Origin of the sequence: Ruminococcus sp. 1001713B170207_170306_F1, assembly GCF_015668065.1 — a bacterium.
Lineage (GTDB): Bacteria > Bacillota > Clostridia > Lachnospirales > Lachnospiraceae > Blautia_A > Blautia_A faecis.
Genome location: NZ_JADPEX010000038.1, coordinates 22033 through 34850, shown reverse-complemented (window position 1 = coordinate 34850; position 12818 = coordinate 22033). Strand labels below are relative to the sequence as shown.

Here is a 12818-nt window from a genome sequence, read left to right as displayed (position 1 = left end):
GAACTGTTTTTTCAGATAACCCAGTTAATTCACAGGTTTCTTTTACTGAAAGAAGAAGTTTCCCATTTTCCTCCTTTATATCGTTCTTTTTTCTCATACCTACATTTCCTTTCACATATCAAATTCAACTACTACAATGTACCATTCTCCCGTAATGCCAATATTTTTTCTATTGCTTCCTGTCTTGTTATGCCTTCTCTTTTGGCTTTTATTGGTGTTAGTATATAACCATAGACATAAAAAGTTGAACAGCCTATAATAATCATAATAATGTAAAGGAGCTGTTCAACATGGCAAAAAACCAAAAGAAGTACACACAAGAGTTTAAGCAACAAATTGTGGATTTGTACAATACAGGAAATTACTCATTTCCTCAGTTATCAAGTGAATATGGCGTAGCAAAGTCAACTATCTTAAACTGGGTAAGAAATCTAAGTCCTATCCAGGTTTCTGAGACAGGAAAAAGGGCTTATCATCTTTGATAGAGCCGGCCCAACAAGCATGGTATTACATTTTGCGATTTTGCATATGAAAAAGGAATCAATGAACTCTTCATTGACTCCTTTGATGATTACATCACACAAATTGAAATACCGATTAAAACTTAATATTAGTCAGTATAATTCTGTATATGACATCCCTCAAAAATCGACAGCCTAATGGTATCAATAATTCTTATAGCAGTGTTTCTATAATATATTAAAAGCCTCTTTGTCCGCTTAAGAGTTTAATCTTACAAAGAAAATGCTAAATCATAAGCCTCCCAGATTGCTGTTTTCAAATTTCCAACCTTTTTAACATCGCCGACTATATGAATATTCGTTTTCCCCTGTTGTGTTCCGCCGTCAACAAGCCTCGTGTCTGGCATATAACCACAGCTCATTATCACGTCGTCGCATTCCAACTGTATTGTCTTTTCCGCTGTCTCAATAACAATTCCATTTTCAATGATTTCTAAGAGCTTTGCGTTTTTATAAATAGGAACTTCATAATACCGCAATAAGTCTCTCATACAACTGGAGTTTGCCATGCAGAGTCCCTTGGTCTTTAAAATATCGTCTGCCATTTCCACAATAACCGGTCGTTTTCCTTTCAGCACAAGGTCATAGGCAATCTCGCAGCCCGTCAAACCTCCGCCGATTACAGCGACGTCCTTTCCTACTTTTCTCCCCAGCAGATATTCCGTTGCTTCAATAGCTTTTTCCTGTCCCGGAACATCTAGCTTTCTAGGTTTTGCGCCCGTAGCAATGATAATTTCATCTTCTGTCAGCTCAGCCAGAGTTGTAATTTCACAGTTGTATTCCACTTTAATCGGCAGGCTTTCTATTTCTTGTTGAATCCATCTTATAAATTCTTTATCTTTTTCTTTGAATTCAGGTGCTGCTGCAGCATTAAACACACCACAGAGCCGGTCACTCTTTTCATAAATAGTTACCTCATGACCTCGTATTGCCGCAATTCGGGCTACAGTCATCCCAGCGATACCCCCGCCGATGACCGCAATACTTTTCGTTACAGCTGCTTTTTTCTCAAAATCATATTTCTGCTCACAGAATGTCCTAGGGTTCAACGCACAATGCCCTTGTGTTTTTCCATCCTCTTCATCGATTTCACAGCCAACGCCTTCATAATGATAAATCGGAAGACATGCATTATGACATGCAATGCAAGGAAGAATGTCGCTAAATTTCTCCTGTTCCAGTTTTACAATATATTCCGGATCCGCCAGGAACTGACGTCCGATTCCCATAGCATCCAGTTTTCCTTCTGATATAGATGCTGAAGCTTCATCCGGCTGCATTCTTCCTGCACATACCACAGGAATTTCTACCACTTCTTTTAATCGTGTCACCTCCGCCATGTTACAGTTTAAAGGCATATATACAGGCGGATGCGCCCAGTACCATGAATCGTAAGTCCCATTGTCCGCATTAAGCATGTCATATCCTGCATCCTGAAGATATTTTGCGGCTTTCAGCCCTTCCTCAAGATCTCTGCCGGCTTCTGTAAATTTCTCACCATAAACTGCCCCGATACCAAAGCCGATTGTCTTACTGGTTACGGAATACCGAAGGGATACAGGGAATGTGTCACCGCACTGTCGCTTAATCTCCTCTACAACTTCTTTCGCAAACCTGTAGCGGTTATCAAAAGTCCCCCCATACTGATCTGTTCTCCGATTCGTATACTTCGTTGTAAACTGATCCAGCAGATAGCCTTCATGCACGGCATGCACTTCCACACCGTCAAACCCTGTCTCCATACAAAGTTTGGCTGTCTTACCATAGGCATCCACATACTCAAGAATTTCTCCTTCCGTCAGTGGTCTATGTATAATTTCTGGAAGCCAACGGTTAGGCAGTTCACTAGGGGCTACAAGAAGATTATCCCAGTCAAACATGGACTTTTGTCCGGTTTCCTTCTCTTTTTCATAAAGTTCCTTTAATGCCAGCGGCATGGTAAATGTTCGTCCCCATCCTGCACCAATCTGCAAAAACACTTTTGCACCGTAACTATGAATTTCTGCTAAAAGCGGCTTTAGTCCTTCGAATATTTCTTTCTGCTCATAAAGCCACTGTTTCCCCACCATACTACGCAGAGTAACCATTCCGGGAATAATTAAACCTACATGATTCTTTGCACGCTCCACATAATAATCATAGATATCCTCACCAATTTTAAAAATAGGTAAGCAGTCTATCATGTTTGTACCTTCCATTGGTTCCAAAACAAAACGGTTTTTAATCATTACCGTTCCAATTTTAAATGGTTCAAATAAAATTTCGTGTTCTTTTTTCATTTTTTGAACATCCTTCCTCAATTATCCTATTGTGCAAGTAAGCAATTCAACTGACCGATCAGCTGTTCCACCTGTTCTCCCGGCATCTGTCCCAGCAGAGATTTCATCGGCATTTCCCGGATAACTTGCTCTCCCAGCTTCTTGTATTCGTCACTCATACCTTCTGCTGATGCGGCTGCTGCTGCCAATGGAGCCAGCAGTTCCGTAATAACGGGAGCGGTTTTCGTATGATCCAATAATTCTCCGAACGTTGTTGTGAAATCTACGCGAAGGGGCAGTTCTTTCTGTGTTTCAAATACAATATCAGCATGTAATCGGATGTCATCAGAAGCATGGCCGATCAGGATCCGGTATGTTCCGGATGGCGCATACCAGTCCCCGAGACGTTCTTCATAATAGGAAAGATCCCTCGCCAAAATTTCCATCGACACCGTTTTTTCCTCTCCCGGCAGGAGATGAACTTTGGCAAATCCTTTCAATTCCTTGACCGGTCTCTCCGATATGCCGCACAGGTCAGCCACGTACAGCTGTACGACTTCTTTTCCTTCTGTCTTTCCTGTATTTTTCACCTTGAAGGAGACCGTCAGGATATCCTCATCCGTCATTTGAGCCGATGACAAATTCAAGTCCTCATAAGCAAATTCCGTGTAAGACAGCCCATGTCCGAATGCATACCGCACCGGAACCTTCTTTGTATCATAATAGCGGTACCCGACAAAGATATCCTCACCATATAACACCCGCTTTCCATTTCCTGGGAAATGAAGGTAGCTCGGATTATCTTCCAGCCGGTACGGGAATGTCTCCGCCAGCCTGCCGGACGGATTCGCTTCTCCGTATAACAGCCAGTCACAGGCTTCGCCAACGCCCTGACCTCCGAGATACATTTCAAGGATCGCGCTTACTTTATCAGCCCAGGGCAGTTCTACCGGGCTTCCATTGTGGAGTACAACTACAACATTAGGCTGTACTTTCAACACTTCTTCGATCAGACGGTCCTGGCATTGGGGCAGCTTCATAGATGTTCTGTCATACCCTTCCGACTCAAATATCTCAGGCAGACCGGCAAAGATCACCGCGACGTCTGCTTCTGCAGCAGTCCGAAGCGCTTTTTCTAGCTCTTGTTCCGTCATCGCGTCATTTTCCATAGAAAATCCTTTTGCATAAGTCACGCTACGCCCTTTTTCTCCGGCAGCATCTAATGCCGAAACGACCCTGAACGGATTGATATGGCTGGAGCCGCCGCCCTGATACCGCGGCTTTTCGGCAAATTCCCCTATATAGGCAACCTTTCTGTCTGTATTCAACGGAAGTATACCGTTATTTTCTAGCAGGACCGCACATTCCGTCTCAATATCCGCTGCTTTTTTATGATCTGTTTCCTTATCAGATATAATTTCCGGACAATGCTGCTCTTCACCGGCAAATACAACATTCAATACCCGCTCCACCGCTTCATCCAGCACAGCTTCGTCCAGTCTTCCCTCCTGTACTGCTTTCACAATCTGTCTGTCATTGTATCCTCCGGAATAAGGCATCTCCAGATCCAGTCCGGCCTGCAGTCCTTTCACACGGTTATTTACAGCGCCCCAGTCACTGACGACGCAGCCTTTGTATCCCCATTCTTTTCTCAGGATATCTGTCAGAAGATATCTGTTTTCCGAAGCATATTCTCCATTTATTTTGTTGTAGCTACACATGACGGTTCTTGGAGCTGATTCTTTCACCGCTTCCTCAAACGCAGGCAGGTAGATTTCCCTGAGCGCACGTTCTGACACCTCGGAAGATATCGTCATACGGAGTGTTTCCTGGTTATTCAGTGCGAAGTGCTTAATGCTTGTCCCCACGCCCTGACTCTGTACTCCGCGGATATATGCCGATGCCATCCTACCTGCCAGATATGGATCCTCCGACAGATACTCAAAGTTCCGCCCGCATAACGGGCTCCTTTTAATATTCACCGCCGGGCCAAGCAGCATGCTTACATTCTCGGCCTGACACTCCGCTCCCAGCGTCTCTCCCATCCGTTCCATCAGGTCAACATCGAAGCTGGAGGCTGTTGCACAGGCTGCTGGGAAACAAACGGCCTTCACACTTTCATTCAATCCCAGATGATCCGTTTCCCCTTCCTGCTTTCTCAGTCCGTGAGGGCCGTCCACCATCATAACTGACGGAATGTTCAGTCGTTTGATTTCTTTCGTATGCCAGTTATCAGCGCCCGAGCAGAGACTTGCCTTCTCTTCCAGCGTCATTTTTGAAATCAGTTCCTTTATTCTGTCCATTGCAAAAGTCCTCCATTCTTTTCTTAATACTGATTGATCATCTGTGACTCTGCCTCTTCACGGCTAATCTCACCATTGTTGCATTTTGCCATCAGCTGGACATCATGGTCATTAAGCTTGTAAAGGCGAAGCATAAGCAGAGTGCAAATCCCCCCGATAATGCTGCCAAGACAGCTGAATGTCCATAATTTATCGGCAAATCCTGCCGCCTGAACAACGCCTTCTCCTTCCCGGAAGCCGATTAAAGTTAACGCAAACACACTGACTGCTGTTGCGACCGCTCCATTTAATTTTGTAAAAAATGTCTGCGCTGCAAACGTTACACCACGCATTTTTAATCCTGTCTTGTACTGTCCATACTCGTAGCAGTCCGGCGTAAACTGATACTGCAGTATAACTGCTATTCCCAGCGGAATTCCTCCTAAGGCATTTAAAGTCACATACACCGTCATATTCTCATACCCAGCAATGAATCTTACAATTCCCAGAAGTAAAGCGAAAACATATGAAATATAGAAGACTTTAAATTTGTCATATTTCTTGCATAATTCTACTGCCATAACCGCACCGATTAAGGTCGGAATAATCACCGTCATCGAAACATATGAGGCAGCTTCTTCACCGCCAAGGCAGTACCGGGCAACATATAAGCCCCAATTTGCACCAACATTAAGCAGGCTGCTGATGAGCGGAGCCGCAAAGAAAATCAATAAATATTTGTTCTTTCGCAGACATTCTGCCATATCGCGCAGCGTATAACTATCTTCTGCCCCTTCGTCCAGTGCTCTTTCTTTTTCAATTACTCTCTCCTTTGCGAACAGACAGATTGGAATCATCATAACAACTGACAAAAGAGATAACACAATTACTGTTGTCGCCCAGCCGCCTAACCGCTGCCGTACCAACGGCAGGACAATTCCTGTAACAATACCTGCAAAAATAACAAACATCCTTCCTATACTGTTTAGTGAAATACGTTCCTTCTGGTCCGTTGTCATCGTGGTGACAATACCAAAAATCGGCACATCACAAAGGGTATAGGCTGTATCCCATAACATATAAGCAAGTGTTGCCCATATGATTTTAGCCATCATGGGAATCCCGGTAGGTATTGTAAAAAGAAGAATGGTCGCCACCGGAATCGCTATGACAGATATTTGAAGCCACGGCAGGAATTTCCCTTTCTTAAAATTTACCTTATCCATGATCATACCGAAGATCGGATCGTTGATGGCATCCCACACTTTCGTGATCAGCGCCACGATCGCAACCAATGCTGCCGTTATGCCGATATCTGTAAAATATGTAGTCATATATCCTATCAGTCCATAGAATACATTCTGTCCCATAAAATACAAACCATAACTGATTTTTTCTCTTTTTGTAACTGCATTTTCCATTTCGTTATCCGTCCTTTCATTGTTTGATTCAATTATAAATAATCCCAAAGGGCAAATCACCAACGATATATAAGCGGTTTACCGACGAAACTTAATATAATAATCATCTTTCTAAAAATTAATATAAATATTCTTCCATCTTAGGCGTCCACCATTCCAGATATCCTGCCTGCGTCGGATGAACCGGATCTGCCATATAAACTTCATATTCTTTTTCAGAAACGTCATTCATCTCCTCGTCATTCCAAAGGTCGATCACGCCTATTCCATATTTATCCTGAAGCTCAAATAATACATCTACCATCTGCTGATACTGTTTACTGTCATATTTTGTTCCAGTATAAAAGATCACGGGACAATTCCATGTCTGCTTTGCATATACAATGATATATTCCATTGCTCCTGTTATCGTCTGTGTATCAAAATCTTCCAAATTTTCTGAACGGCTGAGTTCTCCTATCGGCATTTCCTTCGACGCGTCATTCGTGGAAAGCTGGCAGACAAATGCATCGAATTTCTCATCTGTACCGATATTATTTTTCATCCTCTGGATATAAGACGTCTTTCCGTTATCCACTAAAGTAGTACCACTTACGGCCTCTTTTACATACTCACAGCCATTTCTATAAGAGATATAATCTACAAAGGAAACATCCATTGAGTACAGCCCTAAAGTTACAGACGATCCAAGATAGCAAATACGCTTTCCTTCAAGCGGACTGTTTTCTAAGGGTTCTACATTTTCCAGACTATATTTTTCTGCGTTTCCTGGCATTTTTTTCAGTTTGTTCTTCCAAACAAAATCAAACGGTCCACCACCGCCTGCCGCCCCTACTAAATATGCCAGACCTATACCCACAGCCAGAATCAAAATTAAAACGACACTTAAGGTAATCTTCAATATTTTCTTTTTCATAATCCTAAACTCCTCGTATTATTTTCAACTTTCGTATTAAGAAAAACTGACCGTCTGCTTTTGCCGGTCAGTTCTCACAAATACTGTCATTTTATTTCCTTTGATACTTTTATTCAAACTGATATATTCCGCTCCCCACCTCATACAATCTGCCATCCGGCAGTTTTACAGTGGCAGTTGTGTTACAGGGAATCTCCACTTTCAATTTAAATTTCCCCTCTTCCATACTCCACTCTGCCCCTACTTTACCGTACTCACTCATATAGGTACGTTTTGCACTTGTAAACGCATTATTCGGCTCCGGCGCAATCACAATCTTCTTAAATCCGGAAGCAGCCATATCAATGCCGCTTATCTTCCGGAACATCCAGTCGTCCACGCATCCAAAGGCATAATGGTTCAGGCTTGTCATAACCGGAGACCCGTCCTCCTTGTAAGAAATGTAATTTTCCCAGATTGTTGTCGCTCCCTGCTTCACCTCATAAAGCCATGACGGGCACTTTGTCTGGAGCAGGATTTTATATGCCTTGTCCATCCTGCCGATCTTACAGAGTGCATCCAGCAGATACGGTGTCGTCAGGAATCCTGTATCCAGACAATCCCCGTTTTCTTCTATCTTGCGGATCAAATGTCCGGCGATACTTTTTTTCTTCCTTTCAGGAGCAAGATCAAATGCGATTGCCAGCACATAACTGCCCATAAAATCAAGAGGCATCTTCCCATCATCATCGATCAGTCCTTTTTGAATGGCAGATTTCATTCTGGACGCAATGTCATCATAGTATAATTCGTCTGATGTATGCCCGAGGAGTGCTGCTGTATCTGCCATGATCCGACAGGAATTCCATCCAAAGATTGGCGCGCAGTATACAGAAGTATTGAATAGGTAACATAAACGATCACATATTTTCCTACAGGACTCCAGACAGCGCCAAACCACAGCAGAATATAGTTTATGACACAGATAATGGTTCCCAGAATCAGCATAGGGCGAAATTTTCCCATTTTTGTTACGGGAAATCTATCCAGAATAAAGCCCATGACAGGATCGCTGATTCCATCCATTACCTTAGAGATTAAAAACAAGGTCGCAAGCGCCTTGGGATCCAGTCCCACCACAGTTGTGTAATAGATCATAAAATATACGGATAAAAGTGTCATAAGCGGTATGTTTCCTGCACATACCATCAACATCCCTATTTTTCAGATAATTTTACTTTCTGATTTTCTTTCTTCATCTCTCTGCTCCTTATTAGAAGTTTGCCAGTGCAATATCCAGCATCTGTGCTTCCTCTGGTTTGATTTCTCCTGCGAATGTTTTCGCGACATCTCTAAGCGAAAGTCCATATGCAATATCCGGAATCATATCCACTTCCATCATTTGAGAAAGAAACGCGCGAATATCCGGATGGTTCAGCAGTTCTTCCATTGTCGAATCTATGCTGTATTTCCTCTTTAAAGGCTGTGACGCCTCATAAGTGACTTCATATTCTCCGGCTTTCACACGGCAAATTCCGTTTTCTACATCTTCAAACAGTGGGTTTTCTTTATCTTCATATACAGATTCCGGCGCAAGTGGAAGAACCACTTCTGCCCTTCCGCCAAACGGAACTGTAACAGTGACAGTGATTTTATTATCCCCTGATATCTCCCAACCGCACTGATAGCATCCGCATGCTGAATCATAAACCGCTTTTACATATCCCAGTCCGCGATTCACTTTCGGGCTGATCCGCATCACCCGGCCTCCCGGACTCTGTTCCGTCACATCAATCCCGGCCGCATGGCGGAAGATCCATTCCAGTACGGCGCCATATGAATAATGATTCAGGCTGTTCATTCCCGTGCTGGAGACATGGCCGTTCTCATCCAGTGAATTCCAACGCTCCCACACGGTCGTTGCCCCCAGCTTCACTTCATAAAGCCAACCCGGATATTCTTCGTTCAAAAGCAGCCGGTACGCCGCATCCGTCATCCCGTGGTCTGTCAGCACGTTGCACAGAAGCGGCGTACCCACAAACCCGGTATTCAGTTTATTTTTGTTGTCCCGGAGGAGTTTTTTCATCATCTGCTTTGTCAGTTCTTCATTTTCAGACAGATGATACTTCAGCGCAAGGATAAGCCCTGTCTGCGTCTTCACCGCACATCTTCCTGTGGAAGTAAAATATTCTTCTTTCACTGCCCGCCACTGACGGTCTGCGATTTCCTGATATTCCTGTCTCGTTTCTTCCAGTCCAAGCACGTCCGCCGCCTTTGCGACTGTCTGGGCGCTTGCCGCATAGTAGATATCCGCGATATATGCTTCATCGGTCGCCCCGTACACACTGTTCGCGACAGCGCCTGTACGGTCGAGAGCCAGCCAGTCTCCATAATGGAAGATCTGTCTCCATCCGTGATGATCTCCGTCAATCCTGCGAATATAATCAACCCATGCCTTCATGCTCTCAATCTGGCTTTCCAGGATTGTTTTGTCCCCGCTGAACAGATATACGTTCCACGGAATGATACACGCAGCGTCTCCCCATGCGCAGGAACATTTTGTCGGTCCGAATGTGGGGACAATCTCCGGAACCATTCCGTCCGCCAGAAGCTGTTCCTGATACATGTCATATAAATATTTCCGGTAAAACGCGTAGGTATCAGCCAGATAGCTTGCAGTCGCAGAAAATACCTGTGCATCCCCTGTCCAGCCCATTCTCTCATCTCTTTGCGGGCAGTCTGTAGGCACATCCAGGAAGTTTCCTTTCATCCCCCATTCGATATTGGAGATCAATTTGTTCACAAGATCATTCCCTGTCTCGATTGCCCCGATGCTCTCATAATCGCTGTAAAGAACAAGCGCCGTGAAATCCTCACATGAAAGATCCCTAATCCCGGTCACTTTCACATATCGATAGCCATAGTATGTAAAATGAGGCGTAATCACCTTTTCTGTACCATCAGAAACATAAATGTACTCCGAAAGTGCAGTTCTTAAATTCTCGTTATAGAAACATCCGTCCTGAAGCACCTCTCCCGTCTGAATCCTGATAGTTGTCCCCGCCGGCTCATGTACACGCAGTCGGAAGATCCCTGCGATCTCCTGCCCCAGATCAAATACATCTTCTCCAGCAGGCGTATGGATCAGTTCTGCCGGCTTCATCTCCTCCTGTACCTTAACCGGAAGAGATAACCGTTCCATAAGCCGGCCTTTCGGAACCTTTGCGATCCGCGCAGGAGACTCCTCTACCGGCGGCAGCGTATCATCTCTTCTCTCACCGTCATAGATATTGGAAAACCACAAATTGCTTCTTGTAACTGACCAGGTTTCATCAGAACTGATCACATCTTTCGTTCCGTCTTTGTACTCTATGTGAATCTCCGCAATCAGCTTCCACTCGTCACCGTAATATGCTTCCCGCTCCGGATCATTGAAACCGAACCTGCCTTTATACCAGCCGTTTCCGAGAAGAACAGACAGCACACCGCCTTGTTCTGCCTGTTTCGTGATGTCATACGTCTGATACTGGATCCACTGGTCATAATTATTGCAGTACGGAGTCAGATACTCATCACCGATTTTCTCAGGATTTTCTTTGCTTTCCCCCAGAAAATATGCCTCATACAATCCCAGACCGCAAATGTACAACCTTGCTCTTTTCACTTTTTTTTTCGGTTCAATCCTTTTTGAAAAAATCGGATGACGTTCCTGACTGCTGTCACAAGTAATCCATCTTCCAGTCCATGGTTCATCCATTTTGGCAGTCTCAAAAAACTGTACATCTGATTCGATTACTTCCTCTACATCTGTTGCAACAATGACCTTCCAGTAATATCTTGTATACGGCTGTATTTCAAATTCTACTCTTGTAGAGAGGCTGTCCAACTCTGTTTCACCTGTATCGTAACAGATATCTGTAAAGGTTTTATTCTTGCTGATTACAATCCTTGCATGTTTCTGGTTCTGTCCCCTGCATCCTTTCACTTTCCATGAAAATGCAATAGTATCCATATTAAACCCTATCGGATTTGTGATATGATTTGTTTTTGCCGCATAAATCTTTCCCATGCTGATACTCCTTCTCTATCATTCTTATTCACTTATTCCCGCTTTTGACCGTTTCTCCCTCAACAGATATGTCTGCTCATTCAATTTTTCCTTGGTAATAGGATAACCTTTTGAGAAGATCACAATGGCCACCACATTTACGATTGCCGGCAATATTAGCACACAGAGGACGATCACATTAATCACATCGTCATTCTGTACTGCCGCCTTACTGTCAAATCCTGCTAACTGCAGCAGATACCCCGGAATCGCACCACCGATTCCCATTGCACACTTGGAGACAAAGCTGGAAAGAGATGCGACAGCACCTTCTGCCCTAATTCCCATAGACACTTCGATATAATCTGTATTATCTGCCTGTATTCCATAATTAAGAGGTGCTGCAAAGCCGGCTCCTATTCCTGCAATCAATACAGAGACAATAAGAAGGGGAATGCTCCTCACATCCAACAGACGGATGATTGGTGCAAGTCCTGCAAGTGCAAGTCCAATCGCATACATTTTCTTCTTTCCAAACCTTCCAATCAGATTACCAATGACCATTGTAGCCGGAAAAACAGCAACACATGTAATAAGCGTAATAATAGACGCCAACGTCAGGTCTTCAAAAATATATGTATAAAAGTATGTATTTGCTGCATTCACGATATTGCTTCCAATCGAATATAACAGTACAGCAAGGAATGTAATGTACACCGGCTTCTGACTGAGAATCTTGAATAATTCTTTTACAGAATAGCTGTTCTCCATCTGTGGTTTTACACGTTCTTTTACTCCCATGGTTCCTATAATAGAGAAGAAAAAAATCACTGCTGTCATGATCAGAACAAGATTAATATATCCCTGTTTGTTAGAAGTATCTCCAAGAATAAGTGGAGCTGCCACACCGATTACAAGCGCCCCGATCACATATGCAAGCCCTTTGATTGTACTTAAGCTGTTCCTTTCTTTCATATCTTCTGTCATAACCGGCAGAAGACTGTTCAGCGAAATATCCATGACTGGGAACAACACACCAAGCAGAATATACGATACATATGCGATTGCCAGTTTCCCCGATGTTGATAACATAGGTCCAAACCAAAGCAGAAGGAAATTGACGCTACACAGAATTGTTCCCAGAATCAATGTCGGTCGGAAATGTCCCATTTTTCTGGTCGGAAGATGGTCGATTATAAATCCAACTAACGGATCGTTAATGGCATCTAGAAAGCGTGCGATCAGGAACAGTGTCGCACATGCAGCAGGACTCAAGCCGCATATATTGGTATAAAAAATTAGTAAATATCCGTTGATCAGTGTCATAATCGGAATGTTTCCAAAGTTTGCCATTGCAAATGACAGCTTTTCTCTCATTTTTATCTTATCTTGA

Annotated in this window: 9 protein-coding genes; 1 reads left to right on the top strand and 8 read right to left on the bottom strand. The window is 43.6% G+C overall.

Translation table 11 applies throughout. The features are described 5' to 3' along the window. Window positions 1–290 precede the first annotated feature (290 nt). Window positions 291–482 carry a transposase gene (locus I4V84_RS18150; RefSeq protein WP_226818136.1) on the top strand — a complete coding sequence of 64 codons (192 nt, stop codon included), beginning with the start codon at window positions 291–293 and terminating at the stop codon, window positions 480–482. 251 nt (window positions 483–733) lie between these two features. Here the strand turns inward: I4V84_RS18150 and I4V84_RS18145 are convergent, their stop codons facing one another. From I4V84_RS18145 to I4V84_RS18110, 8 genes are all read right to left on the bottom strand, one after another. Then, the gene (locus I4V84_RS18145; RefSeq protein WP_117854335.1) at window positions 734–2800 is read right to left on the bottom strand and encodes an FAD-dependent oxidoreductase; all 2067 of its coding nucleotides are present in this window, start codon (window positions 2798–2800) and stop codon (window positions 734–736) included. A gap of 26 nt (window positions 2801–2826) precedes the next feature. Next, window positions 2827–5082 (bottom strand): glycoside hydrolase family 3 C-terminal domain-containing protein, encoded by a 2256-nt coding sequence (locus tag I4V84_RS18140; protein ID WP_117854334.1) that lies wholly within the window; start codon window positions 5080–5082, stop codon window positions 2827–2829. Between the two features lie 23 nt (window positions 5083–5105). Continuing rightward, window positions 5106–6482: a glycoside-pentoside-hexuronide (GPH):cation symporter gene (locus I4V84_RS18135; protein ID WP_117854333.1), complete on the bottom strand. Its 1377-nt coding sequence runs from the start codon at window positions 6480–6482 to the stop codon at window positions 5106–5108. 118 nt (window positions 6483–6600) lie between these two features. Next, a complete protein-coding gene (locus I4V84_RS18130; protein WP_180210996.1) occupies window positions 6601–7398 on the bottom strand; it encodes an SGNH/GDSL hydrolase family protein in 798 nt (265 codons plus the stop codon). Between the two features lie 109 nt (window positions 7399–7507). Then, complete coding sequence (locus I4V84_RS18125; protein ID WP_118580254.1) at window positions 7508–8227, bottom strand: alpha-L-rhamnosidase C-terminal domain-containing protein; 720 nt, start codon at window positions 8225–8227, stop codon at window positions 7508–7510. Beyond that, complete coding sequence (locus tag I4V84_RS18120; RefSeq protein ID WP_118580257.1) at window positions 8155–8592, bottom strand: MFS transporter; 438 nt, start codon at window positions 8590–8592, stop codon at window positions 8155–8157. Before I4V84_RS18120 ends, I4V84_RS18125 begins: the two co-directional genes overlap by 73 nt. Before the next feature lie 58 nt (window positions 8593–8650). Beyond that, complete coding sequence (locus I4V84_RS18115) at window positions 8651–11446, bottom strand: alpha-L-rhamnosidase (RefSeq protein WP_195993079.1); 2796 nt, start codon at window positions 11444–11446, stop codon at window positions 8651–8653. A 24-nt stretch (window positions 11447–11470) separates the two neighbouring features. After that, the gene (locus I4V84_RS18110; RefSeq protein WP_243284145.1) at window positions 11471–12802 is read right to left on the bottom strand and encodes a glycoside-pentoside-hexuronide (GPH):cation symporter; all 1332 of its coding nucleotides are present in this window, start codon (window positions 12800–12802) and stop codon (window positions 11471–11473) included. Window positions 12803–12818 lie beyond the last annotated feature (16 nt).

What these genes read in the sequence shown, in the direction of transcription:
- I4V84_RS18110 (WP_243284145.1), bottom strand. Translation starts at nt 12,802, where the DNA reads ATGAGAGAAAAGCTGTCATTTGCAATGGCAAACTTTGGAAACATTCCG.
- I4V84_RS18115 (WP_195993079.1), bottom strand. Translation starts at nt 11,446, where the DNA reads ATGGGAAAGATTTATGCGGCAAAAACAAATCATATCACAAATCCGATA.
- I4V84_RS18150 (WP_226818136.1), top strand. Translation starts at nt 291, where the DNA reads ATGGCAAAAAACCAAAAGAAGTACACACAAGAGTTTAAGCAACAAATT.
- I4V84_RS18145 (WP_117854335.1), bottom strand. Translation starts at nt 2,800, where the DNA reads ATGAAAAAAGAACACGAAATTTTATTTGAACCATTTAAAATTGGAACG.
- I4V84_RS18130 (WP_180210996.1), bottom strand. Translation starts at nt 7,398, where the DNA reads ATGAAAAAGAAAATATTGAAGATTACCTTAAGTGTCGTTTTAATTTTG.
- I4V84_RS18125 (WP_118580254.1), bottom strand. Translation starts at nt 8,227, where the DNA reads ATGGCAGATACAGCAGCACTCCTCGGGCATACATCAGACGAATTATAC.
- I4V84_RS18140 (WP_117854334.1), bottom strand. Translation starts at nt 5,082, where the DNA reads ATGGACAGAATAAAGGAACTGATTTCAAAAATGACGCTGGAAGAGAAG.
- I4V84_RS18135 (WP_117854333.1), bottom strand. Translation starts at nt 6,482, where the DNA reads ATGGAAAATGCAGTTACAAAAAGAGAAAAAATCAGTTATGGTTTGTAT.
- I4V84_RS18120 (WP_118580257.1), bottom strand. Translation starts at nt 8,592, where the DNA reads ATGTTGATGGTATGTGCAGGAAACATACCGCTTATGACACTTTTATCC.